Below are 22,464 nucleotides of genomic sequence, written 5' to 3' on the forward strand. Positions count from 1 at the left end.
CCTCCGAGGAGGTCCCGCCCTTCGGCGTACGACGTGACGACGGTCTCGTACGTCCGCTGTCTCGTACGGCCGCTCAGTGGCCCGCGGCCGACGCGGTGGCCGTCGCGCTCGTGGACGCGGACGCCGCGCCGGTCGGCGTGGCGGAGCCGGTCGGGGTCGCTGAGCCGGTCGGCTTCGGCAAGGGCTTCGGCGCCGTCGGCGCGGCGCTCGGGCCCCACTTGGCGTAGTAGCTGTCGGCCGGGACGACGAAGGCGCGCAGGCTGACCTCACCGGTCGTGCTGAAGGTGAAGGTGACCTTCTGGGCGTTGCCGTTCTTGACGCCCGCGCCGAGGTCGGTCACCGCGGCGGAGGCGTTGCCCTTGCCGCCGAGGATGACGGAGCCGTGGGCCGGGACGGTCACCTTGCCCTTGCCCTTGGCGGGCGTGATCCGGGCGCTGCCGCCGCCGTCGATGCGCACGGAGTCCAGCGTCTGGGCCTTGTCGCCGGAGTTGAAGACGGTGCCGGAGAGCACGGCCGGGCCCTTGGTCTCACCGGAGGCCTCGGGGGTCGTCTGGGTGATCACCACGACGTTCTGGAGCTTGATGTCGCCCACGCGGGTCTCCGCGTTGTCCGGCTTGACCTCCAGGGTCTGGGCGTCGCTGCCGGCCGCGCACGCGGAGAGCGCGGCGATCGAGAACGCGATGGCAGAGGCGGCGAGGGCGCCGCGTCGAAGGCTGCTGCTCACGGCGGCGGCAACTCCTTGACTTGAGCGGGGCGGCCCGTAAAGCCGCGCTAAGTGTCTGTCAGCGGCCTTAGGTTACCGAGCCGTTCCCGCAGGGCCGCACCCGACCCTCCCCAAGGGGCGTGTCACTCCCGTCTCACTCCCGTCTCACTCCCATGTCACTCGCTTCACAAGTGACTCACCGGTCACTTCTGCCCCGCACTCCGGCGCTCGTCCGGCATTCACATAACCGCGTTCGCATCCAGTAGCAAAACTTCCGTGAAGGAATGTGTGACCGCCCCCGGAATTGATCACCACCTGATCCGCCACCTGATCTGCCGGCCGTGCGTGATCAATTCCGGATTCGGCGGGGAAGTGACTCCGGGCACCGAACGGAGTAGCGGAAGTCGCACACATGGAACCGGACATTTGGGGACGTTAGTCCGTCCGGAGGGGCCTCCGGATGTGTGTAACGTACGCGTTTCACCTCGCGCGGAGAGCCGCTCCGACCTGCGAATTCCTTGTTCCGTGCGGCCTGCGCAGCACGTTCCTGTTGCTGTTGTCAAGCCCCGAGATATGCCCTGACCTGCGAAAACGCCATTCAGAACCCGCAGTTTCCGTGTTACCCTGGATAGCCACGGAAGGGGTACCTGTCACATGACGTTCAAGGTTGGCGACACCGTGGTCTATCCCCATCACGGGGCCGCGCTGATCGAGGCTATCGAAACTCGCCAGATCAAAGGCGTGGACAAGACCTACTTGGTGCTGAAGGTCGCCCAGGGTGACCTGACGGTACGTGTGCCAGCGGACAATGCGGAGTTCGTCGGCGTGCGCGATGTGGTCGGTCAGGACGGGCTGGACCGGGTCTTCGAGGTGCTGCGCGCGCCGTACGCCGAGGAGCCCACTAACTGGTCCCGTCGTTACAAGGCAAACCTGGAGAAGCTCGCCTCCGGCGATGTCATCAAGGTCGCGGAAGTCGTGCGTGACCTGTGGCGTCGTGAGCGCGAGCGCGGACTCTCCGCAGGTGAGAAGCGCATGCTCGCCAAGGCTCGGCAGATCCTGGTGAGTGAACTCGCCCTCGCGGAGAACACGAACGAGGACAAGGCCGAGGCGCTGCTCGACGAGGTTCTCGCGTCCTGAGCGTCTCTGTGCAGGCACCTCGCCCGCTCAGCTCAGCACAAACTGAATCCGAATTGCCGCACTGAAATGCCGCGGTGCCCGATGACGCAACAGCTGTCGCCGGGCGCTGCGGCATGTCTGTCTCCGGATGCCGGATCCATGACGCTCACTGCGAAGACGCCCCACGTGCCGTGCGCGTTTTTCTCTCGGAGAAAGATCCCCCGATACTTGGCGTGCCGGGCCCGGGCAGCTGGCTCGACCGGGGTCACGGAAGGGTCCGGTCAAGCCGTCGCGCCCGGCACGCTGTCTCCGTACCCACGTTGGCCGAGCACACAAACCTGACAGGAACCGATGTCTGACGTTTCGCGTCCTTCGCCCGCCGAAGCACATGCGGAGGCCCGCACCGCGGTGGTGATTCCGGCCGCCGGACGGGGCGTACGCCTCGGTCCGGGCGCCCCCAAAGCCCTCCGCGCGCTGAACGGCACCCCCATGCTGATCCACGCGGTCCGCGCGATGGCCGCGTCCCGTGCCGTCTCCCTGGTCGTCGTCGTGGCCCCGCCCGACGGCGCCGGCGAGGTCAAGTCCCTCCTCGACGCGCACGCGTTGCCCGAGCGCACGGACTTCCTCGTCGTCCCGGGCGGCGACTCCCGTCAGGAATCGGTCCGGCTCGGCCTGGACGCCCTGCCCTTGGACTTCGGCATCGTCCTGGTCCACGACGCGGCCCGCCCGCTCGTCCCGGTCGACACCGTCGACGCGGTCATCGAGGCCGTACGGGACGGCGCGCCCGCCGTCGTCCCGGCGTTGCCCCTCGCGGACACCGTGAAGGAGGTCGAGCCGGCCCTCGCTCCCGGTGAGCCGGAGCCGGTGGTGGCCACCCCGGTCCGCGCGCGCCTGCGTGCCGTGCAGACCCCGCAGGGCTTCGACCGGGCGACCCTGATCCGCGCCCACGAGACGGTCACCGAGGACGTCACCGACGACGCGAGCATGGTCGAGCGGCTCGGGCACACCGTCGTCGTCGTGCCCGGTCACGAGGAGGCGTTCAAGGTGACCCGCCCCCTGGACCTGGTCCTCGCGGAGGCGGTCCTGGCCCGCAGGAGGCTCAACGATGGCTTCTGAGCAGCCCGTACTCCTGCCCCAGGTCGGCATCGGCACCGACATCCACGCCTTCGAGGAGGGCCGCGAGCTGTGGTGCGCCGGCCTGAAGTGGGAGGGCGAGGGCACCGGCCTGGCCGGCCACTCCGACGCGGACGTCGTCGCCCACGCCGCCTGCAACGCGCTCTTCTCCGCGGCCGGCCTCGGCGACCTCGGTCAGCACTTCGGCACCGGCCGCCCCGAGTGGTCGGGTGCGTCCGGCGTCACGCTGTTGACGGAGGCGGCCCGGATCGTCCGCGCGGCGGGCTTCCGGATCGGCAACATCGCCGTACAGGTGGTGGGTCCGCGCCCGAAGATCGGCAGGCGCAGGGACGAGGCGCAGAAGATCCTGTCGGAGGCGGCGGGTGCCCCGGTGTCGGTGTCGGGGGCGACCACGGACGGCCTCGGATTCCCCGGCCGCGGCGAGGGACTGATGGCGGTCGCGATGGCCCTGGTCGTAAGGGAAGGGTGACCACCGGCCGTAAGGGATGGGTGACCACCCGGTCGTAAGGGAAGGGTGAGCACCGGCCGTAAGGGAAAGGTGACAAACGGCCGTAAGGGAAGGGTGACAAAAGGCTGCTCCACGCACCCCCTTCGGCCCACTACCCTAGGTCCCGTGACTATTCGCCTGTACGACACCAGCGCCCGGCAGATCCGTGACTTCGCCCCGCTCACGCCGGGCTGTGTCTCGATCTACCTCTGTGGCGCCACCGTGCAGGCCGCCCCGCACATCGGTCACATCCGCTCCTACCTGAACTTCGACATCATGCGCCGCTGGTTCCAGTACCGCGGCTACGAGGTCACCTTCATCCGGAATGTCACCGACATCGACGACAAGATCATCGTCAAGGCGGCCGACCAGAACCGCCCCTGGTGGTCCATCGGCTACGACAACGAGCGCGCCTTCAACGACGGCTACAACGCGCTCGGCTGCCTGCCGCCGACCTACGAACCGCGCGCCACCGGGCACGTCCCCGAGATGATCGAGATGATGCGCGGCCTCATCGAGCGCGGACACGCCTACGAGGCCGACGGCAGCGTCTACTTCGACGTACGGTCCTGGCCCGCCTACCTGGAGCTGTCCCGGCAGGACCTGGACGAGATGCGCCAGCCCGCCGAGGAGGGCATCACCGGCAAGCGGGACCCGCGGGACTTCGCCATGTGGAAGGCCGCCAAGCCCGGCGAGCCCGACTGGGAGACCCCGTGGGGCCGCGGCCGCCCCGGCTGGCACCTGGAGTGCTCGGCGATGGCCCACAAGTACCTCGGCTCCGTCTTCGACATCCACGGCGGCGGCCTGGACCTGATCTTCCCGCACCACGAGAACGAGATCGCCCAGGCCAAGGCCTACGGCGACGAGTTCGCCCGCTACTGGGTGCACAACGCCTGGGTCACCATGAGCGGCGAGAAGATGTCCAAGTCGCTCGGCAACTCGGTCCTCGTCTCCGAGATGGTCAAGACATGGCGGCCCATCGTGCTGCGGTACTACCTCGGCACCCCGCACTACCGCTCGATGATCGAGTACAGCGAGGACTCCATGCGCGAGGCCGAGTCGGCGTTCGCGCGGATCGAGGGCTTCGTGCAGCGCGTGGTGGAGAAGGCCGGTCCCGTCGAGCCGGCCACCGACGTCCCGCCCGCCTTCGCCGAGGCCATGGACGACGACCTGGGTGTCCCGCAGGCGCTCGCCGTCGTGCACACCACTGTCCGGCAGGGCAACAGCGCGCTCGCGGCCGACGACAAGGAAGCCGCGGTGGCCCGCCTCGCCGAGGTGCGCGCCATGCTCGGCGTCCTCGGCCTCGACCCGCTCGACACGCACTGGGCCGGTGAGTCCGACCGGGGCGAGGACCTGCACGGCGTGGTCGACAGCCTCGTACGCCTGGTTCTCGACCAGCGCGAGGCGGCCCGTGCCCGCAAGGACTGGGCCACCGCCGACGCCATCCGCGACCAGCTCGGCCAGTCGGGCCTGACCATCGAGGACGGTCCCCAGGGGCCGCGCTGGACGCTGGGTCCCCGCTAGCCCTTTCCTTGATCGATTGTGCCGCCCGGCCCTCCGGGCGGCACACTGCATAGACGTACGAACGTTTCACCGACGCAGACACTCACGTAGAACAGGTAGGTCATGGCAGCCAACAACCGCCGCATGTCCGGCAAGAAGGGCGCGCAGGTCGGCAGTGGCGGCCAGCGGCGCAGGGGCCTGGAGGGCAAGGGGCCGACCCCGCCCGCCGAGGCGCGCAAGGGACACAAGAAGAACCGCATCGCCAACTCCAAGGCGAAGCAGGCGGTACGCCGTCCCGTGGCGCGCGGCCGCGGCGGCAAGGGCACCTCGGAGATGGTCGTCGGCCGCAACCCCGTCGTCGAGGCGCTGCGCGAGGGCGTGCCCGCGGTGACGCTCTACGTCCAGCAGTTCATCGACAACGACGAGCGCGTGCGCGAGGCGCTCCAGCTCGTCGCCGACCGGGGCGGCGTCCACCTCATGGAGGCCCCCCGCCCCGAGCTCGACCGCATGACCAACGGGCTCAACCACCAGGGCCTGGTCCTCCAGGTCCCGCCGTACGAGTACGCCCACCCCGAGGACCTCGCGGCCGCCGCCTACGACGACGGCGAGGACCCGCTGATCGTCGCCCTCGACGGCGTGACCGACCCGCGCAACCTCGGTGCCGCCGTCCGCTCCGTCTCCGCCTTCGGCGGCCACGGCGTCCTCGTGCCCGAGCGGCGCGCGGCCGGCATGACCGCCGGTGCGTGGAAGTCGTCCGCCGGTACGGCCGCCCGCACCCCGGTCGCCCGCTGCACCAACCTGACCCGCGCCCTGGAGGCGTACAAGAAGCAGGGCATCGCGGTCGTCGGCCTCGCCGCCGACGGCGAGCACGAGATCGGCGACCTCCAGGCCCTCGGCGGCCCCGTCGTCATCGTGGTCGGCAGCGAGGGCAAGGGCCTGTCCCGCCTGGTCGGCGAGACCTGCGACTACCGGGTGCGGATCCCCATGCCGGGCGGCGCGGAGTCGCTCAACGCCGGTGTCGCGGCGGGGATCGTGCTGTACGAAGCGGCTCGCCGACGCAGCTGAACGACTGTTCGGCGCAGTCCCCCACACGGGGTGTTCCCGGCGTACGGGGCAAGCTTGACGGGGTCCGGACACATCCGGCGAGTCAAAGCAGTGTCCTAAGCACACGTCACTCGGTTAGATGAGTGTGGACACCAGAACACCCCGCACACCCACGGGGGACGGCCCGTCGGGATTCGACGACGCTCCCGCGCTGAGCATGGTGAAGGTGCCGAGCGATCCGGCGCAGATCATCGTCAATCATGCGAGCTTCCGCGTGCAGTTGGGCGCGTCGACGAGACGCGCCCAGTCCCCGCGGATCGCACGGCACTTGATCGCCGCCGAGGACACCGCCCGGATGCCGGCCGTCGGCGCCGCGGGGCGCCGACGGCCCGTCGTGTGGAGCGGCAGGTCCGCCCCCGACGACACCGGCGCCCACCGCCTGTTGCAGGCCGCGCGGGGCGGCAGCGTCGGCCATGCCGAGCCGCCCACCGCCGACGCCGGAGCCACCCAGGTCATCCCCCGTATCGACGTCGACCACGGCTACCAGGCCGACTACGACGGCGAGTTGGCCCAGACCATGGAGACCCCGGTCGTCGGCGCCCAGCGCACCCCCGACGGCGACGGCACCCGACTCCTGCCCCACATGCGCACGGTGGGCAGCGCGTACGACGAACCCGCCCACAAGGGCGAGGAGTTCGACGACGGCTTCGACGAGGCCCGCGCCGACCGCGCCACCAGGCGACAGGGCGACGAAGCCGCGCGGCACGCCTACTACCCGGGCCGCCGGATGAACCTCGGCGTCGTCCTCCTCCCGCTCCGGATCTTCCTCGGCTTCATCTCCATCTACGCCGGCATGGGCAAGCTGTGCGACCCCGTCTACTTCGACGGCGGCAAACGCGGCTCCATGGTCAAGTGGCTCAACACCCTGCACCCCTGGGAAGTCGCCGAACCACTGCGCCAGTTCGCCCTCCAGCACCCCGTCGGCTCCGGCCTCGTCATCGCCTTCCTCCAGGTCATCGTGGGCGTCCTCACTATCCTGGGCTGCTGGCAGCGGGTCGCCGCGGTCGTCGGCGCCGGCCTGTCCGCCGCGCTCCTCGTCACCGTCAGCTGGAAGAGCGTCCCCGCCTACGACACCCCCGACATCATCTACCTCGCCGCCTGGTCCCCGCTGATCATCGCCGGCGCCCCCGTCTACTCCATCGACGGCCGCCTCGCGGGCAGCGCCTGGCGCCGCCTCGGACCCCTCTCCGACATCTGGGAACTGCGCCGCTACGTCCTTCGGCGCGGAGCCCTCGTCACCGCCATCGTGATGGGCCTGACCCTGCTGATCGGCTCGGTGCTCGGCAGTGCCGTCCGGGACGCCGACCGCGTCATCGTCCCCGGCCCCGGCGATGCCCCGCGCAACGAACTGCCCGGCTCCCCGCTCCCGCAGGACTCCGCCAAGGCCCGCCACAAGAAGCCGCCGGCGTCCACCGAGCCCAGCCAGGGCGCCACCAGGGGCCCGTCCGCCAAGACCTCGGCGACCCCCGGCGTCACCGGCGACACCGGCACCACAACCACCACCGGCGGCTCGCCCAGCCAGACCCAGGGCACCACGGGCCGGACCTCGCCCCAGCAGTCCTCCCCGGCCCAGCAGGCCCCCAGCACCACCTCGGGCCCGACCGGCGGCACGAGCACCTCCGGCGGTTCAACAGGCGGCTCCGGCACCGGGGGCTCGTCCTCCGGCCAACCGGGCCTGGTGGGCGGCCTGTTGGGGTAGGCGGGCCGGTGGGCGACGTACTGGGCGACCCCACCGGCTGAGAGACACCGCCCGCGCACGGAGAAGGTCCCGCACAGAGACTGTGCGGGACCTTCCCGGTCTACGGCGCCCTTATCGGCTGTACGGCACGGCGTCGGCTGTACGGCGTCGGCTGTACGGCGCCCCTACCGGCCGAGCGCCGCCAGCTCCTTCGCCGCCTCGGTCAGATCCTTCGCGGTGTCGATGGCCCGCCAGTACGCCCCCTGCGGGATCGGGAACCCGGCCAGCCGCAACTCACGGGCCAGCGTGGGGAACGTCGTCCGCTCATGGTCCCCCCGCTCCGGCAGCAGATCGGCGAACCCGGGCGAGAAGACGTACACGCCCGCGTTGATCTCGAACGTCGACGGCGGTGCCTCTATGAAGTCGGTGATGTGACCGAACCCGTCGGTCTGCACGGCCCCCCACGGAATGCGCGGCCGCGCCAGCGCGAGCGTCGCGACCGCGTCCCGCTCGGTGTGGAAGTCCGCCATGTCCCGCAGCGAGAACCGGGTCCAGATGTCACCGTTCGTCGCGTACCACGCCTGATCCGGCTGCGGCAGACGCGCCGCCGCGTACTTCAGTCCGCCACCCCGGCCGAGCGGCTCCGTCTCGATGACCGTCTGGACACGCAGCGGAAGGTCGGCCGTCCTCAGCCAGTCCTGGAGCACCTCGGCGAGATGCCCGCAGCTGACCACCACGTCCGTCACACCCTCCTCGGCGAGCCAGACAAGCTGATGGCCGATGATCGGAGTTCCCGTGCCGGGGATCTCGACCATCGGCTTGGGCCGGTCGTCGGTGTAGGGGCGCAACCGTGAGCCCTGGCCGCCGGCCAGGATCACGGCCTGGGTGGGACGGGACGCGGCGTTCGGATCGGTCATGACCGGAACCTTACGACGCGCCCCTCTCCCGACTTCGGTCGGCATCCCCTCTCGCGGGGTCAGCCGCTGTGTGCCGCGGCCACACCCGTCGCGAACGACGTGTCGCACACGGGGCGGGCGTAGGACTGGGCACGCGTGGGGCCGTACACACGGACCGCGGCGCGGCCCAGGGCCTTCGCGATGGAGGCGCAGTGTCTGGCGAGCGAGGGACGCTCGTTCACGGCCTCCTGGAGGTGCGTGAGGGCGATGCCGGGGTTCTTCTCCTGGAGCTCGGTCAGGAGCTGCCCGCGCAGGGCGTCCTGGGGGGCGAGGGGCGCGCTGCGCGGCTTGCTGTCCGAGACCGTCGCGTCCGAGGCGGTGAGCACCGAGGAGCTCGAGGGATCCCCCGACCAGTTGACTCGGGTGACCGCGAGGGTCCCGGAGAGCACCAGGACGACCGGCAGGACAAGGGCGAGGGAGCGGCCGATACGGCGGGCGGGGCCCCGGCCGCGTCGCGTCTGTTGGTAAGTGGAGTGCTTCACGCGTGTGAGGGTAGCGTGCGGTAATGATTTGGCGACATTTAGTCACCGGTTCGGGGGATGAGGCAGTGCCGATTTTCGGGTAGGGCGTTGACGAACACTGCTCGAAATGACCGGTGTGCCGGGGTATTTGTCGACGCGTTCGGGGACGTTCGGGGAGGGTTCCGGGCGCGAGAAGGGCCCCGCAGAAGCTCTGCGGGGCCCTTCTCGTCAACCTGGGTGAATTGCTGCGGTTCGTCCTCAGTCGGTGAGGCGCTCGCCCGTGGAGGTCGAGAACACGTGGGTCTCGCCCGGACGCGGCACGACGTGCAGCGTGGCGCCCTTCTCCGGGACCGCGCGGCCGCTGACACGGACGACCAGGTCCTTCAGCTCGCCGTCGACCTTGGCGGAACCGTAGACGTAACCGTCGGCGCCGAGCTCCTCGACGACGTTCACGGTGACCGCGAGACCGGCCGGGGCGTCCTCGGTGTCCTTGGAGAGGGCCGAGGCGGCGGCGCCGTTGTGCTCGACGATGTCGAAGTGCTCGGGGCGGACGCCGACGGTGACGGTGGTGTCACCCTTGTCGGAGGCGGCCTTGAGGGCCTCGCGGTTGACGGGCACCACGCTGTTGCCGAACTTCACACCGCCGTCGGTGATCGGGACCTCGACGAGGTTCATCGCCGGGGAGCCGATGAAGCCCGCGACGAACAGGTTCGCCGGGCGGTCGTACATGTTGCGCGGCGAGTCGACCTGCTGGAGCAGACCGTCCTTCAGCACGGCCACCCGGTCGCCCATCGTCATGGCCTCGACCTGGTCGTGGGTGACGTAGACGGTGGTGATGCCGAGACGGCGCTGCAGCGAGGCGATCTGCGTACGGGTCGAGACACGGAGCTTGGCGTCCAGGTTGGACAGCGGCTCGTCCATGAGGAAGACCTGGGGCTCACGCACGATGGCACGGCCCATCGCGACACGCTGGCGCTGACCACCGGAGAGCGCCTTCGGCTTGCGGTCCAGGTACTCCACGAGGTCGAGGATCTTCGCGGCCTCCTCGACCTTCTGCCGGATCTCCGCCTTGTTGATGCCGGCGATCTTGAGCGCGAAGCCCATGTTGTCGGCGACGGTCATGTGCGGGTACAGCGCGTAGTTCTGGAACACCATGGCGATGTCCCGGTCCTTCGGCGGCAGGTGCGTGACGTCGCGGTCACCGATGCGGATGGCGCCGCCGTTGACGTCCTCGAGCCCCGCCAGCATGCGGAGCGAGGTGGACTTGCCACAGCCGGACGGGCCGACCAGGACGAGGAACTCGCCGTCCTCGATGTGGATGTCGAGACCGTCGACGGCGGGCTTCGTGGAACCCGGGTAAATGCGGGTCGCCTTGTCGAACGAAACAGTGGCCATGGCTCAGAGGCCCCCTTCTACCGGCAGGAACGTGCCGGACGATCCGTTGTAGGAAGGTGGTGTAGTCCACACAGGTGTGGACTGGCTCTGGACGGTACCTGGCGTTCATGCGTATGTCAGTACCTGGCGGACTGTGAACTTCGCGGAAACTTTCGAACGGGGCAGAGCAACTTACTTTTGACCTTGCCCAGCGGCTTCCTGCTTCAACACCCACTGCCACCCACGCACAGCTACGGTGAGCTGGGCCTGACCGGTCTTACACGGACTCCACAGGCATTCCGGCCGACGGCCCGTCGGTCCGTACTACGGCAGCCGCGCTCTACGCGGCCAGCAAACGCAATCCCTCGTCTCTGAGGTTCACGGCAGCGTTCACATCACGATCGTGCAGGGCCCCGCACCCGCCACACGTCCACTTGCGAACCGAGACGTCCAGTCTTGGCCCCGTGACATGGCAGGCGGAGCACCGCCGTGTCGAGGGAAAGAAGCGATCTACAACCACCAGCGTCCGGCCATACCACTCGCACTTGTAGCGCAGCTGCCGTAGCAACTCTCCCCACGAGGCGTCCATGATCGCCTGATTCAGCTTCGCCTTCCGTCCTCGCCCCTTGCCGCGCGCCACCCGCATCAAGGTCCCGACCGAGAGATCCTCCACCACGAGCACTTGGTTCTCGCGCACGAGGCGGGTGGTGAGCTGGTTCAGCATGTCCCTGCGTACGTCACTGATCAGGGCGTACAGCCGCGCGATCTTCTCTCGGACCTTCTGCCGATTCTTCGACCCCCGCACCTTCCTGTGCAGCTCCCGCTGCAACCACGCCAACTTCTCCGCGTACCGCTTCAACAACCGCGGATGATCGAACTTCGTCCCGTCGTCCAGGATGACCAGCGACGCCAGCCCGACATCCACCCCAACTGCCTTCGGCTCCCGCGTCCCCGGCAGGAACACCACAGGCAACGCCGCTATCCGCTCCTCCACCAGCACGGACACGAAATACCGGGCCGCCCGATCCCGCGTCACCGACAACCGCACCGGAACCTCCCCGGCAGGCAAGGCCCGAGACCACCGGATGTCCAACGGCACCGACTGCTTCGCCAACGTGATCAGACCGGTCCCCGGCCGCCCCGGATCCTCCACCCACTTGAACCCCGTACGCACATACGTTGCTGAATCCCGCGAACGACCCTTCTTCTTCCGCCTCGGATACCTGGCCTCACCCTTGAAGAAACGGCCGTACGCCTGATCCAGATGACGCAGCGACTGCTGAAGCACCGTCGACGACACATCCCCCAACCACGCCGTCTCCTCCTTCCGCTTCCAACCCGTCAGCGCCCGACACGTCTCCGCGAACCCCACATTCACCCGATACCGCTCCCAGGCCCCCGAACGCAGCGCCAGCCCCTCGTTGTAGACCCACCGACACGCCCCGAACGTCCGATCCAACTGCTCGGCCTGCTCCTCGTTCGGATAGAAGCGGAACCGGTACAGACGGTGATGCGTGTCGGGCGCCTTGGCATGGGACTTCAGCGGAGTCGCCTTGCGTGTGTGGTGCTTCCGGCGCTCGCCGATGCCGAGGACTTCACGCTTGATGCGCTCGGCCTCTGTCTCCCCCATGACCCCTCCCTGACGATCCGATCTTCGGAACAGCACGTCAGCTCGATCAACGAACGGGTGCACGGATGGTTACGCACGGTTTTGGGATCGTGTGGAGTGCGGAACTTCGTGGCTTGGGGAAACCGGCTCTGTGTACAGTGGTGCAGCCTCGCGTACGGCGTTGTGGTGCGCGGCGCCTCCTTAGCTCAGATGGAAGAGCTCGGCTCTTGTAAAGCCGTGGTCGTCGGTTCGAGTCCGACAGGGGGCTTTGTCGAACCCCAGGTCAGACTCCGTCTGACCTGGGGTTTTGCGTTGGCAGCTCTACGCTGATGCGCAGCCCGCCCGCGACGCGCGGGGCGAGGGTCAGGGTGCCGTCGTGGGCCTGGGTGATGGTCTTGACGATGGCGAGGCCCAGGCCGATGCCCGCGTGGTCGGTGTGGATGCGTTCGGTGCCGCGCTGGAAGGGCTCGGTGAGGGTCGGGACCAGCTCGGGGGCGAGCTGGTCGCCGGTGTTCTCGACGGTGAGGACCGCTGTCCCCGGGCGGGCCTCGGTGGCGATCCACACGGTGCCCTGCTCGGGCAGGTTGTGGACGATCGCGTTGTGGACGAGGTTCGTGGTGAGCTGGAGCAGCAGCGCCTGAGATCCGGTCGTGACGGTGATCTCGCCGCCGGTTTCGATGGTGACGCCGTGCTTCTCCGCGAGGGGGAGGAGTGTCTCGGTGGCTTCTTCCGCCATGAGGGACAGGTCGACGCGTTGGCGGGTGAAGGACCGTTGCTCGGCGCGGCTGACCAGGAGCAGTGCCTCGGTGAGGTCGATGGCCCGGGTGTTGACGGTGTGGAGGCGGTCGATGAGCCGGCCGGTGTCGTGGTGCGGGTCGGTGCGGGCGACGTCGAGGAGTGACTTGGAGATCGCGAGCGGGGTGCGCAGTTCGTGGGAGGCGTTCGCCGCGAATCTGCGCTGTTCGGCGACGTGTGCTTCGAGGCGGGCGAGCATCGCGTCGAAGGTGTCGGCCAGTTCGCGGAACTCGTCCTTGCGGCCCGGCAGCCGGATCCGGTGGGAGAGGGATCCGGTCGCGGCCGTGCGGGTGGCGTCCGTGATGCGGTTCAGGGGGGCGAGCATGCGGCCGGCGAGGATCCAGCCTCCCAGGACGCCGAACACCAGCAGGAACGCCATCGTCGCGGCTGCCGTCGGGGCGAAGGCTTTCAGGAACATGGTGCCCGGGGTTGCCTGCACCGCCCCCGCTTCGTTGAACAACTCCCCCTGGAGAGACAGGTACAGCCCCACGGCGACGATCAGCAGGATGCCCGCGAGCATGAGGAACCCGGCGTAGCTGAGGGTGAGTTTGAGGCGGACACTCAGGCCGGGCGCCCTATCCACGGTCCGCTCCCTCGTCCGGGGCTCCCGGCCGTGTGTCGATGCGGTATCCGGCGCCCGGCACGGTGGCGATGATCCAGGGTTCGCCGAGTCGTTTGCGCAGGGCGGAGACGGTGATGCGTACGGCGTTGGTGAACGGGTCGGCGTTCTCGTCCCACGCGCGTTCCAGGAGTTGTTCGGCGCTGACGACGCCTCCTTCTGCGGCGACGAGGACTTCGAGGACGGCGAACTGCTTCCGGGTCAGGGCGACGTAGCGGCCGTCCCGGTAGACCTCTCGGCGGAACGGGTCGAGGCGCAGGTCCGCGATCTCCCGTACGGGAGGTCTGCTGTGGGCGCGTCGGCGGTCGAGCGCTCTGAGTCTGAGGGCGAGTTCCTGGAGTTCGAAGGGTTTGGTGAGGTAGTCGTCGGCGCCGAGTTCGAAGCCGGTGGCCTTGTCGTCGAGGCGGTCGGCGGCGGTGAGCATGAGGATGGGCATGCCGCTGCCGGAGTCGATGATGCGTGTGGCGATGTCGTCTCCGGAGGGGCCGGGGATGTCCCGGTCGAGGACGGCGATGTCGTAGGTGTTGATGCTCAGCAGTTCCAGAGCGGTGTGGCCGTCGCCTGCGATGTCGGCCGCGATCGCTTCTAGGCGCAGCCCGTCGCGGATGGCTTCTGCCATGTAGAGCTCGTCCTCCACGATCAGCACACGCATGCCTTCGATGCTACGAGCGGGGGCATATCGTCGGCGTATTGAAATCCGCATACGGGGCGGCAACACCGTGCTGTCTTGACTGGTCGTATGACGAGATACCCGTCCTCGGTACGGACAGCGGACAGCGACCCGCGGACTCACAGGCCCCCACGGGGTGGCTCCGGTCGGCGTGCGGGCCTGGGCCGGGTGCTCGGCGTCGTCTCCCGGCCGGGTCCCTGGAAGCGCGGCCCGGTGCTCGCGGGGCTGGCGGTGCTGCTCGGTCTGCTGATGCTGCTGCACGGGGAGATCACGGACCGCGGCGGGCTCGGCTCTCTGGTGGAGACTTTCCTGCCGTGGTTCGGCGTGTTCGTGCCGGTGCTGCTGGCCGGTGGGCTGTGGCGCCGTTCCGCCTCCGCGGTGGTCGCGCTGCTGCTGCCGGTCACGGTGTGGGTGAGTCTGTTCGGCGGGCTGCTGGGCGACCGGTCCCAGGCGGGCGGTGACCTCGTCGTGGCCGGTCACAACGTCGGCGCCGGCAATCCCGACCCGGTCGGTACCGCTCGGGACCTGGTCGCGTCGGGGGCGGACGTGCTGGGGCTTGAGGAGATCACCCCGAGGGCGAAGCCGGTGTATGAGGAGGAGTTGGCGAAGGCGTACCGGTACCACGCGGTGCTCGGCACGGTCGGGTTGTGGAGCAGGTTGCCGCTGTCGGATGTGCGGCCGGTGGACACGGGGATGGACGCCGGGCCGTTGGGGGACACCAAGTCGGCGGCTGTGAAGCTGTCGTACAACCGCGCGCTGCGTGCCACGGTGGCGACGAGCCGGGGGCCGCTGGCGGTGTATGTGGCCCACTTGGGGTCCGTACGGGTGATGCCCAGGGGCGGGTTCTGGACGGACAGCCGGGACCGCAACGCGAAGGCGCTCGCCCGGGCCGTCGCCGCCGAGCCGAACGGGCGGCTGGTGCTGCTCGGGGATCTGAACGGCACCACCGACGACCGCGCGCTCGCCGGCCTCACTGCACGGCTGCGCTCGGTCCAGGACGTGGCAGGGGACGGCTTCGGCTTCACCTGGCCGGCGGGGTTCCCGGTGGCGCGGATCGACCAGATCCTGGTGCGCGGGGTGGACCCGCGGAGCTCCTGGGTGCTGCCGGCCACCGGCAGCGACCACCGCCCGGTGGCGGCCGGGATCAGCTGGTGAGCCGCGTGCGGCGCGGCTTCCTCAGTGGGCGGCGGCGTTCACGAGGGCCTCGTCGGTCAGGCGGTACACGGTCCAGTCGTTCTGTGGGCGGGCGCCGAGGGACTCGTAGAAGTCGATCGCGGGGGTGTTCCAGTTCAGGACGGACCATTCGAGGCGTTGGTAGCCGCGTTCGACGCAGAGGCGGGCGAGTTCGGTGAGCAGGGCCTTGCCGTGGCCGCCGCCGCGGGCGGTGGGGCGGACGTAGAGGTCCTCGAGGTAGATGCCGTGGACGCCGCGCCAGGTGGAGAAGTTGAGGAACCAGACGGCGTAGCCGATCACGGAGTCCGTGGAGTCGGTCGCCACGTGGGCGTAGGCGGCGGGGTGGGGGCCGAAGAGGGCTTCGTGGAGTTGTTCCTCGGTGGCCTTCGCCTCGTGCAGGGCCCTTTCGTAGTCGGCGAGTTCGCGGATCAGGGCGTGGATCGCGGGGATGTCGGCGGGGGTGGCGGGGCGGATCACGGCTGTCGGCTCCGGTGGGTGCGCAGGCGGTGGGCGATGTCGAGTTGGCGGGGTGCGACGGGGCGGCCTTCCTTGATGTCCCAGAGGGCGTTCTGGAGGAGCCGTCCCAGGGTCCAGGCACGCGCGCGTGCGCGGTCCAGGCCGAGGATGTCGGTCATGGCGTCGAAGCGCCAGGTGACCTCGTCGGCGTCGTAGCGGTTGTCGAGGGCGGGCCACAGTTCGAACCCGGGGTCGCCGGCGAGGGGTTTGGGGTCGATGGCGAGCCAGGGGGCGCGGTCGGAGGCGAGGACGTTCTCGTCGTGCAGGTCCCAGTGCAGGAGCCGGTCGCCGGGTTCGTCCGCGACCTCGCGTACGGCGGCCGCGCAGTCGGCGACGGTACGGCGGATCCCGGGGTCGGGGATGCGCTTGAGGGCCTCGGGGGTCCGCTCCAGCAGGGCGCGCGCGATGTCTCCGAGCCGCCGCATCCCGGCGGGCGCGGGTCCCGCGGTCAGGTGGGCCAGCAGTCCGGCGATGACGAGGACCGCGTCGCGGGTGCCGGGCAGGGTGGACAGCATGCGGGTGGAGTCGAGGCGCTCCAGGAGCATGGTGTGGGTGACCGGGTCGTGGTCGAGGAGGCGGACCGCCCCGTCGCCGTCCCAGAGGCGCAGGGCGGCGGGTTCGCCGGCGCTCTCCGCGTCGAGGAGTTGCAGTTTCAGGACGGCGCGGGTGCCGTCGGCGCGTAGGACGACCGGCAGGACCAGGGCGGTGACCCCGTGCATGGGGGAGCCGTCCGGTGTGAGCTCCCAGCGTTCCAGGAAGTCCTCGACCAGGGCCGGCAGCCCGGCGATGAACTCCCGGCCCTTCTCGCCGTTGTACAGCTCCTGTGCCGCCGCCAGTTCCTGCGGAATGTCGATCACGTGCCGGACCCTATCGGCGTGCGTGAATCGACTCATGCGAATTAACCGGGGTGTCCACAGGGTGTGGGCGTACGTCCGCAGCGCCCCCGGCACCTATGTGTGGCTGGCGGTTCTCTTCGTGACGACGGTGGCGCTGCACCACATGTCGCCGGAGTTCGAGGAGGAGTTCCTGCGGCAGCGTTCGACCAACATCCACGAGCTGTCGAGTGATCCGCCGCGGGTGCTGGTCTCCAGCGCCCTGTGGATCGACAGCGGGCACTGGCTGCCGTACGCCGTCCTGTACTCCGTCTTCCACGCGCCGGCCGAGCGGTGGCTGGGGACGGGGCGCTGGCTGGCGGTGTGCGGGGTGGCGCACGTGCTGGCCACGCTGGTCAGCGAGGGGGCGCTGCTGTGGGGGATCCGGCACGGGATGGCGCCCGGCTCCGCGGTCGACACGCTGGACATCGGGGTGAGTTACGCGCTGGCGGGGGTGGTCGCCGTGCTGGTGTACCGGATTCCGGAGCCGTGGCGGTACGTGTACGGGTTCGCGGTTCTCGTCGTGTACGCGGTGCCCCTGGTGACCGGGCGGACCTTCACCGATCTCGGGCACTTCTCCTCGGTGCTGATCGGCTTCGGGTGTTACCCGCTGGTCAGGGGGCGGGAGAAAGCACGGAATCCGAAGGAGACAGCGGGTGTGCCGGCGGGTTAACGTCCCAGGCCATGAGCAGCAGGGTCGTGAACGGCGGCATCTCCTTCTGGTACGCGGACGACGGCTTCCCCGAGGCGCGGGAGCCGCTCGGCGGTGACGCGTCGGCGGACGTGGTGATCGTCGGCGGCGGGTACACGGGGCTGTGGACGGCGTACTACCTGAAGAAGACCGTGCCCTTTCTGCGGATCACCGTCCTGGAGCAGAAGTTCTGCGGCTACGGCGCCTCCGGGCGCAACGGCGGCTGGCTCTACAACGGCATCGCGGGCCGCGACCGGTACGCGAAGCTGCACGGCCACGAGGCCGCCGTACGCCTGCAGAAGGCCATGAACGACACCGTCGACGAGGTTGTCCGGGTGGTCGGGGAAGAGGGCTTCGACGCCGGGCTCCACAAGGGCGGCGTCCTCGAAGTCGCGCGTACGCCCGCGCAGTTGGCGCGGCTGCGGGCCTTCCACGAGCACGAGTTGTCGTACGGCGAGAAGGACCGTGAGCTGTACGGCGCCCGGGAGACGGCCGAGCGGATCCGGGTCGCGGACGCGGTCGGGTCGTCGTGGACGCCGCACGGGGCACGGGTGCACCCGGTGAAGCTGGTCAAGGGGCTCGCGGCGGCCGTCGAGGCGCTGGGCGTGACGATCCACGAGCAGACGCCGGTGACGGAGATCCGGCCCAAGCACGCGGTCACGCCGTACGGCACCGTCCGCGCGCCCTATGTGCTGCGCTGCACCGAGGGCTTCACCGCCGCCCTGAAGGGCCAGAAGCGCACCTGGCTGCCCATGAACTCCTCGATGATCGCCACCGAGCCGCTGACCGACGGGCAGTGGGCGGCGATCGGCTGGGAGGGGCGCCAGACGCTCGGCGACATGGCGCACGCGTACATGTACGCGCAGCGCACCGCCGACGGGCGGATCGCGCTGGGCGGGCGCGGGGTGCCGTACCGCTTCGGTTCGCGCACCGACAACGACGGCCGGACGCAGGCGGCGACTGTCGAGGCGCTGCGGGAGGTCCTCGTCGGGTTCTTCCCGGTGTTGGCCGGGACGCGGATCGCGCACGCCTGGTCGGGGGTGCTCGGCGTGCCCCGCGACTGGTGCGCGACGGTGACCCTGGACCGTTCGACGGGTCTCGGCTGGGCGGGCGGTTACGTCGGCTCGGGCGTCGCGACCGCCAACCTGGCCGCCCGGACCCTGCGGGACCTGGTTCAGCAGGACTCCGGGCAGGGCGGCCGGACCGAGCTGACCGAACTGCCGTGGGTCGGCCACAAGGTGCGCAGGTGGGAGCCGGAACCGCTGCGGTGGCTCGGCGTGCAGGGCATGTACGCCACCTACCGCACGGCGGACCGCCGCGAAGTCACCGGTCACAGCGCGGAGTCGTCCCGGCTGGCGCGGTGGGCGGACCGGATCGCGGGACGGCACTGACCTTCTCGAGGCCGGGGTCTCACGGCTCCAGGACCACCTTGCCGGTCGTGCCGCGGGTCTCCAGCGCCCGGTGCGCGGCGGCCGCCTCGGCGAGTGGGAAGCGCTGTACGGCGGGGGTGAGACGGCCCGCGGCGGCTTCGGCGAGGGCGCGCAGTTCGAGGGTGCGGACGGGGTCGGGGCCGCCCGCCTTCCGGAGCATCACGGGCCCGAGGACCTGCTCGGAGACGCCCTCCACGAGGTACGGCTGTCCGTCGTGGATGCCCTCGCCGGACCAGCCGAAGACGAGGTGGCGGCCTCGGTCGCCGAGCAGGGCCACGGACGCGCGCGCGATGTTCCCGCCCACGCCGTCGAAGACGACGGTGGCGGTGCGGCCGCCGAGGAAGGCGCGGACCTTGTCCGGCCACGAGGGGTCTGTGTAGTCGACGGCGAGGTCGGCGCCGTTGGCCAGCACCTGAGCCGTTTTCGCCGGTCCCCCCGCGAGGCCGACGACGGTCGCCCCGGCGTTCTTCGCGTACTGGACCAGCAGGGTGCCGATGCCTCCGGCGGCCGCCGGGATCACGGCCACGGAGTCCGGGCCGAGCTCGGCGAACTGGACGATCCCCATGGCCGTACGGCCCGTGCCGATCATGGCGACGGCCTCGGCGAAGTCGAGGTTCCCGGGGATCTCGTGGACCCGCTCGACCTCGGTGACGGCGAGTTCGGCGTACCCTCCGGGCGCGAAGCCGAGGTGGGCGACCACGCGCTTGCCGAGCCACAGGTCGGCGACGCCCTCGCCGAGGGACTCGACCGTGCCGGCGACCTCACGCCCGGGGACGGTGGGCAGTGCGGTCGGCCGGGGCGCCGGTCCCTGGTGACCCTCGCGCAGGGCGGTGTCCAGGAGGTGGACTCCCGCCGCCCGTACGGCGATACGGACCTGGCCGGGGCCTGGTACGGGATCCTCGGTCCGCTCGTAGGTGAGGTTCTCGGCGGGGCCGAAGGTGTGCAGGCGGACGGCGTGCATGGGTGGCTCCCTCGGTAGGCATGACCTGTAGGCATGACCTGTAGACAGGGCACCCACCCTCCGGCCTCAAGCGTGCTTGAGGTCAAGGGCGTTCCGGCCGAGCGCCAGCGACACGGCGGTGAGCGCGCTGTTGAAGGAGACCTCCGAGAGCACCCCGGGCGCGGCGACCTGGTCGCCCGCGAGGTAGACGCCGTCGCCCCGGTCGACGGCGGGCCGGTCCCGCCAGCTGGTGCCGGGCAGGTCGACGGCCCCGGTACGGCCGTTCGCGACGGACTCGCGCCGCCAGGTGGCGCGCTCGCGCCAGCCGTCGAAGGCGAGATCGAGCAGTTGCTCGGCGCGTGCGACCCCGTCGGCCTTCGTCTCGTGCGGGGCGATCGGGATCTGCCCCTGGAGGAGCTGTTCGCCGGCGGGTGCCAGGGTGCGGTCCTGGGCGGTGAACCGTTCGATCCAGCCGGGGGAGTCGAGGTCGGAGACGGCGAAGGCGTCGCCGCGCCGGGTGCGCAGGGCGAGGTCGATCAGTGTCGTACGGCCGCTGGGCCAGGTCAGGGAGTCGTCGCGGAGGAGGCGGCGGGCCGCGTCGAGGGAGGTGGCGACGACGACCGGGGTGTCGGTGGGCAGGGTGTCGACGCGGGACAGGGTCTCCATCCGGACGCCCAGGTTCCAGGCGCGGGCGGCCATCCGGTCGACGACGCCGGCCCAGCCGCCGCGCGGGTAGTGCGCCTCGGGCGGCAGCTTGGTGGCGCGCCGGAGCCGTTCCTGCACGAACGCGGCGGACAGGGCGCCGGGGTCGTGGTGGAAGAGGGCTACGGCGGAGTAGTGCGCGGCGGCGCGGGCGCCTTCCTCGCCGGCCTGACCGGTGGCCCAGGTCAGGAAGTCCACGTCGACCGGTGCCTGTTGGGCGCTGCGGTGCAGCAGCTTGAGCATCGCGAAGGGCGGGGTGCGGCGCAGGGCGCCCTTGTGCCTCAGGCGCAGCCGGGCCGCCTCCAGGGGCGGCAGCGGGGCGAGCGGTCCGATGAGGTCGCGCTGTTGGAGCCAGGACCAGTGCGGGCCGCCGTTGTAGAGGGCGTGCGGGCCGTCGTTCGTGCGGTACGGCCCCTCGGCGGTCCTGGCCCGGCCGCCGAGGGTGTGATGGGCCTCGTGCACGGTGACCTTGGCGCCCGCCTCGGCGGCGGTGATCGCCGCGGTCAGTCCGGCGAGGCCGCCGCCGATGACGGTGATGCGGTGCATGGCTGGGGGTCTCCCTCTGCTCGGGTGCGTGTCTTCTTTTCGTTGTCGTCGTCTTCGTCCTCGCCGGTATGACCGATCCGGGGCGCCGGAATGTGACATGGGGGGTGTTTGTGCAGGTCAGCGGGATTGTCAGTGGGGGGGTGCAGGATGGGGGCATGGTGAGGCGAGCGGCGGGTGCGAGCAGGGTGAAGGGGGCGCGGCGGCCGGAGGTGCGGCTGCCGCCGCTGGAGCCGTACGGGGGAGGGGAGCTGGAGCCGGACGGGGACTATGACGGCCTGGAGTTCCTGGAAGCGGACTTCGTGAGGCAGGACGGGGCGGGGGCCCGCTTCATGGACTGCGCGCTGAGAAGCTGCGCGCTGGACGAGACCCGGCTCCACCACGCCCGCTTCCTCGACTCCGTCCTCACCGGCATACGGGGCGTGGGCACCGACCTCGCGGAGTCGACCCTGCGTGACGTCGAGCTGATCGACGCGCGCCTCGGCGGAGTGCAGTTGCACGGGGCGGCGCTGGAGCGGGTCGTCATCCGGGGCGGCAAGATCGACTACCTGAACCTGCGTACGGCGGTCCTGAAGGACGTCGTCTTCGAGAGCTGCGTCCTGGTGGAACCGGACTTCGGTGGCGCCCGCCTGGAGCGCGTGGAGTTCGTGGACTGCGCCTTGAAGGGCGTGGACCTCACGGCGGCGACCCTCAAGGACGTCGACCTGCGCGGTGCCGCGTCCCTGGAGATCGCCCGGGGCGTCGACCGCCTCGCGGGGGCGGTGATCAGCCCGTCCCAACTCCTGGACCTGGCCCCGGTGCTGGCGGCGGAGGTGGGGATTCGGGTGGAGGGGTGACGGGGAGGGGTGAAAGCTGAAGCCCCCTTCACTTCACCCGCGGGAACCGTGCCTGGAGCGTCCAGATCGCCGGGTTCTCGCCCAGGTCCTCGTGCAGGTCGACCAGGTCGGCGATCAGGTCGTGCAGGAAGTCGCGGGCCTCGCGCCGCAGGACCGCGTGGGAGAAGGTGAGCGGAAGTTCCTCCACCGGCATCCAGTCGGCCTCGATGTCCACCCACCCGAAGCGGCGCTCGAAGAGCATGCGGTCGGTGGACTCGGTGAAGTCGAGTTCGGCGTGCTGGGGGCGGGAGGCGCGGGAGCCCCGCGGGTCGCGGTCGAGGCGTTCCACGATGTCGCACAGCGCCCACGCGAAGTCGAGCACCGGCACCCATCCCCAGGCTGTGGACAGTTCCCGGTCCTCCTTGGTGTCCGCGAGATACACGTCCCCGCAGAACAGGTCGTGCCGCAGCGCGTGGACGTCCGCGCGGCGGTAGTCGGTCTGCGGGGGGTCCGGGAAACGGTTGGAGAGGGCGTAGCCGATGTCGAGCACGTAGGCGATGGTGTCACGCGGCC

22 protein-coding genes and 1 tRNA gene are annotated in these 22,464 nt (G+C 70.3%); 11 read left to right on the forward strand and 12 right to left on the reverse strand.

Annotated elements, in window-relative coordinates; genetic code table 11:
* Positions 1–73 precede the first annotated feature (73 nt).
* Positions 74–724, reverse strand: coding sequence for a DUF461 domain-containing protein (locus tag ACFVYN_RS37430; protein ID WP_390006685.1), 651 nt, complete (start codon positions 722–724; stop codon positions 74–76).
* A gap of 633 nt (positions 725–1,357) precedes the next feature.
* Here ACFVYN_RS37430 and ACFVYN_RS37435 point away from each other — a divergent pair.
* The 6 genes from ACFVYN_RS37435 to ACFVYN_RS37460 all read left to right on the forward strand — a co-directional run bounded on the left by ACFVYN_RS37435 (position 1,358) and on the right by ACFVYN_RS37460 (position 7,746).
* Entirely contained in the window at positions 1,358–1,840 is a 483-nt protein-coding gene (locus ACFVYN_RS37435; protein WP_003953493.1) for a CarD family transcriptional regulator, read from the forward strand.
* 330 nt (positions 1,841–2,170) lie between these two features.
* Complete coding sequence (ispD, locus tag ACFVYN_RS37440; RefSeq protein ID WP_390006686.1) at positions 2,171–2,935, forward strand: 2-C-methyl-D-erythritol 4-phosphate cytidylyltransferase; 765 nt, start codon at positions 2,171–2,173, stop codon at positions 2,933–2,935.
* Complete coding sequence (ispF, locus tag ACFVYN_RS37445) at positions 2,925–3,422, forward strand: 2-C-methyl-D-erythritol 2,4-cyclodiphosphate synthase (protein ID WP_390006687.1); 498 nt, start codon at positions 2,925–2,927, stop codon at positions 3,420–3,422. Before ispD ends, ispF begins: the two co-directional genes overlap by 11 nt.
* A gap of 144 nt (positions 3,423–3,566) precedes the next feature.
* Positions 3,567–4,964 carry a cysteine--tRNA ligase gene (gene cysS / locus ACFVYN_RS37450; protein WP_390006688.1) on the forward strand — a complete coding sequence of 466 codons (1,398 nt, stop codon included), beginning with the start codon at positions 3,567–3,569 and terminating at the stop codon, positions 4,962–4,964.
* 102 nt (positions 4,965–5,066) lie between these two features.
* A complete protein-coding gene (gene rlmB / locus ACFVYN_RS37455; RefSeq protein ID WP_390006689.1) occupies positions 5,067–6,008 on the forward strand; it encodes a 23S rRNA (guanosine(2251)-2'-O)-methyltransferase RlmB in 942 nt (313 codons plus the stop codon).
* A 118-nt stretch (positions 6,009–6,126) separates the two neighbouring features.
* Positions 6,127–7,746, forward strand: a complete 1,620-nt coding sequence (locus ACFVYN_RS37460) for a DoxX family protein (RefSeq protein WP_390006690.1) — start codon at positions 6,127–6,129, stop codon at positions 7,744–7,746.
* A gap of 164 nt (positions 7,747–7,910) precedes the next feature.
* On the opposite strand, the gene ACFVYN_RS37465 is transcribed toward ACFVYN_RS37460, so the two are convergent.
* From ACFVYN_RS37465 to ACFVYN_RS37480, 4 genes are all read right to left on the reverse strand, one after another.
* Positions 7,911–8,642 (reverse strand): NDP-sugar synthase, encoded by a 732-nt coding sequence (locus ACFVYN_RS37465; protein ID WP_390006691.1) that lies wholly within the window; start codon positions 8,640–8,642, stop codon positions 7,911–7,913.
* 59 nt (positions 8,643–8,701) lie between these two features.
* Positions 8,702–9,163: a hypothetical protein gene (locus ACFVYN_RS37470; RefSeq protein ID WP_352388858.1), complete on the reverse strand. Its 462-nt coding sequence runs from the start codon at positions 9,161–9,163 to the stop codon at positions 8,702–8,704.
* Between the two features lie 237 nt (positions 9,164–9,400).
* Complete coding sequence (locus tag ACFVYN_RS37475; protein WP_390006693.1) at positions 9,401–10,537, reverse strand: ABC transporter ATP-binding protein; 1,137 nt, start codon at positions 10,535–10,537, stop codon at positions 9,401–9,403.
* Between the two features lie 319 nt (positions 10,538–10,856).
* Complete coding sequence (locus ACFVYN_RS37480) at positions 10,857–12,146, reverse strand: RNA-guided endonuclease InsQ/TnpB family protein (RefSeq protein WP_390006694.1); 1,290 nt, start codon at positions 12,144–12,146, stop codon at positions 10,857–10,859.
* A gap of 174 nt (positions 12,147–12,320) precedes the next feature.
* On the opposite strand from ACFVYN_RS37480, the gene ACFVYN_RS37485 reads away from it, so the two are divergent.
* A tRNA-Thr gene (locus tag ACFVYN_RS37485) sits at positions 12,321–12,393 on the forward strand.
* A 15-nt stretch (positions 12,394–12,408) separates the two neighbouring features.
* Here the strand turns inward: ACFVYN_RS37485 and ACFVYN_RS37490 are convergent.
* Both ACFVYN_RS37490 and ACFVYN_RS37495 read right to left on the reverse strand, forming a co-directional pair.
* Entirely contained in the window at positions 12,409–13,503 is a 1,095-nt protein-coding gene (locus tag ACFVYN_RS37490) for a sensor histidine kinase (protein ID WP_390006696.1), read from the reverse strand.
* Positions 13,496–14,191, reverse strand: coding sequence for a response regulator transcription factor (locus ACFVYN_RS37495; protein WP_390006698.1), 696 nt, complete (start codon positions 14,189–14,191; stop codon positions 13,496–13,498). Before ACFVYN_RS37495 ends, ACFVYN_RS37490 begins: the two co-directional genes overlap by 8 nt.
* 87 nt (positions 14,192–14,278) lie before the next feature.
* Here ACFVYN_RS37495 and ACFVYN_RS37500 point away from each other — a divergent pair, with 87 nt between their 5' ends.
* Positions 14,279–15,364 (forward strand): endonuclease/exonuclease/phosphatase family protein, encoded by a 1,086-nt coding sequence (locus ACFVYN_RS37500; RefSeq protein ID WP_390006700.1) that lies wholly within the window; start codon positions 14,279–14,281, stop codon positions 15,362–15,364.
* Positions 15,365–15,385: 21 nt separating this feature from the next.
* On the opposite strand, the gene ACFVYN_RS37505 is transcribed toward ACFVYN_RS37500, so the two are convergent.
* The gene (locus tag ACFVYN_RS37505) at positions 15,386–15,859 is read right to left on the reverse strand and encodes a GNAT family N-acetyltransferase (protein WP_390006701.1); all 474 of its coding nucleotides are present in this window, start codon (positions 15,857–15,859) and stop codon (positions 15,386–15,388) included.
* Positions 15,856–16,791 (reverse strand): aminoglycoside phosphotransferase family protein, encoded by a 936-nt coding sequence (locus tag ACFVYN_RS37510; protein ID WP_390006703.1) that lies wholly within the window; start codon positions 16,789–16,791, stop codon positions 15,856–15,858. Before ACFVYN_RS37510 ends, ACFVYN_RS37505 begins: the two co-directional genes overlap by 4 nt.
* Between ACFVYN_RS37510 and ACFVYN_RS37515 the strand changes: the two genes are divergently transcribed.
* Together ACFVYN_RS37515 and ACFVYN_RS37520 are read left to right on the forward strand one after the other, a co-directional pair.
* Positions 16,790–17,443, forward strand: a complete 654-nt coding sequence (locus ACFVYN_RS37515) for a rhomboid-like protein (RefSeq protein ID WP_390006705.1) — start codon at positions 16,790–16,792, stop codon at positions 17,441–17,443. The two genes, ACFVYN_RS37510 and ACFVYN_RS37515, sit on opposite strands and share 2 nt — an antisense overlap.
* A gap of 11 nt (positions 17,444–17,454) precedes the next feature.
* Positions 17,455–18,852, forward strand: a complete 1,398-nt coding sequence (locus ACFVYN_RS37520) for an NAD(P)/FAD-dependent oxidoreductase (RefSeq protein ID WP_390006706.1) — start codon at positions 17,455–17,457, stop codon at positions 18,850–18,852.
* Between the two features lie 19 nt (positions 18,853–18,871).
* Here ACFVYN_RS37520 and ACFVYN_RS37525 read toward each other — a convergent pair whose 3' ends face one another.
* Complete coding sequence (locus tag ACFVYN_RS37525) at positions 18,872–19,852, reverse strand: zinc-binding dehydrogenase (protein ID WP_390006708.1); 981 nt, start codon at positions 19,850–19,852, stop codon at positions 18,872–18,874.
* 66 nt (positions 19,853–19,918) lie between these two features.
* Complete coding sequence (locus ACFVYN_RS37530) at positions 19,919–21,079, reverse strand: NAD(P)-binding protein (RefSeq protein WP_390006709.1); 1,161 nt, start codon at positions 21,077–21,079, stop codon at positions 19,919–19,921.
* Positions 21,080–21,234: 155 nt separating this feature from the next.
* Here ACFVYN_RS37530 and ACFVYN_RS37535 point away from each other — a divergent pair, with 155 nt between their 5' ends.
* Entirely contained in the window at positions 21,235–21,912 is a 678-nt protein-coding gene (locus ACFVYN_RS37535) for a pentapeptide repeat-containing protein (protein ID WP_390006711.1), read from the forward strand.
* Between the two features lie 28 nt (positions 21,913–21,940).
* Here the strand turns inward: ACFVYN_RS37535 and ACFVYN_RS37540 are convergent, their stop codons facing one another.
* Positions 21,941–22,441 carry a hypothetical protein gene (locus ACFVYN_RS37540; RefSeq protein ID WP_390006722.1) on the reverse strand — a complete coding sequence of 167 codons (501 nt, stop codon included), beginning with the start codon at positions 22,439–22,441 and terminating at the stop codon, positions 21,941–21,943.
* Positions 22,442–22,464 lie beyond the last annotated feature (23 nt).

The organism is Streptomyces sp. NPDC058307 (genome assembly GCF_042880295.1).
Taxonomy (GTDB): Bacteria; Actinomycetota; Actinomycetes; order Streptomycetales; family Streptomycetaceae; genus Streptomyces.

Coding starts and splice junctions, on each gene's coding strand:
- ACFVYN_RS37435 (WP_003953493.1), top strand. CDS start 1,358: ATGACGTTCAAGGTTGGCGACACCGTGGTCTATCCCCATCACGGGGCC.
- ispD (WP_390006686.1), top strand. CDS start 2,171: ATGTCTGACGTTTCGCGTCCTTCGCCCGCCGAAGCACATGCGGAGGCC.
- ispF (WP_390006687.1), top strand. CDS start 2,925: ATGGCTTCTGAGCAGCCCGTACTCCTGCCCCAGGTCGGCATCGGCACC.
- rlmB (WP_390006689.1), top strand. CDS start 5,067: ATGGCAGCCAACAACCGCCGCATGTCCGGCAAGAAGGGCGCGCAGGTC.
- ACFVYN_RS37460 (WP_390006690.1), top strand. CDS start 6,127: ATGAGTGTGGACACCAGAACACCCCGCACACCCACGGGGGACGGCCCG.
- ACFVYN_RS37465 (WP_390006691.1), bottom strand. CDS start 8,642: ATGACCGATCCGAACGCCGCGTCCCGTCCCACCCAGGCCGTGATCCTG.
- ACFVYN_RS37475 (WP_390006693.1), bottom strand. CDS start 10,537: ATGGCCACTGTTTCGTTCGACAAGGCGACCCGCATTTACCCGGGTTCC.
- ACFVYN_RS37480 (WP_390006694.1), bottom strand. CDS start 12,146: ATGGGGGAGACAGAGGCCGAGCGCATCAAGCGTGAAGTCCTCGGCATC.
- ACFVYN_RS37495 (WP_390006698.1), bottom strand. CDS start 14,191: ATGCGTGTGCTGATCGTGGAGGACGAGCTCTACATGGCAGAAGCCATC.
- ACFVYN_RS37500 (WP_390006700.1), top strand. CDS start 14,279: ATGACGAGATACCCGTCCTCGGTACGGACAGCGGACAGCGACCCGCGG.
- ACFVYN_RS37515 (WP_390006705.1), top strand. CDS start 16,790: ATGCGAATTAACCGGGGTGTCCACAGGGTGTGGGCGTACGTCCGCAGC.
- ACFVYN_RS37510 (WP_390006703.1), bottom strand. CDS start 16,791: ATGAGTCGATTCACGCACGCCGATAGGGTCCGGCACGTGATCGACATT.
- ACFVYN_RS37520 (WP_390006706.1), top strand. CDS start 17,455: ATGAGCAGCAGGGTCGTGAACGGCGGCATCTCCTTCTGGTACGCGGAC.
- ACFVYN_RS37525 (WP_390006708.1), bottom strand. CDS start 19,852: ATGCACGCCGTCCGCCTGCACACCTTCGGCCCCGCCGAGAACCTCACC.
- ACFVYN_RS37530 (WP_390006709.1), bottom strand. CDS start 21,079: ATGCACCGCATCACCGTCATCGGCGGCGGCCTCGCCGGACTGACCGCG.
- ACFVYN_RS37535 (WP_390006711.1), top strand. CDS start 21,235: ATGGTGAGGCGAGCGGCGGGTGCGAGCAGGGTGAAGGGGGCGCGGCGG.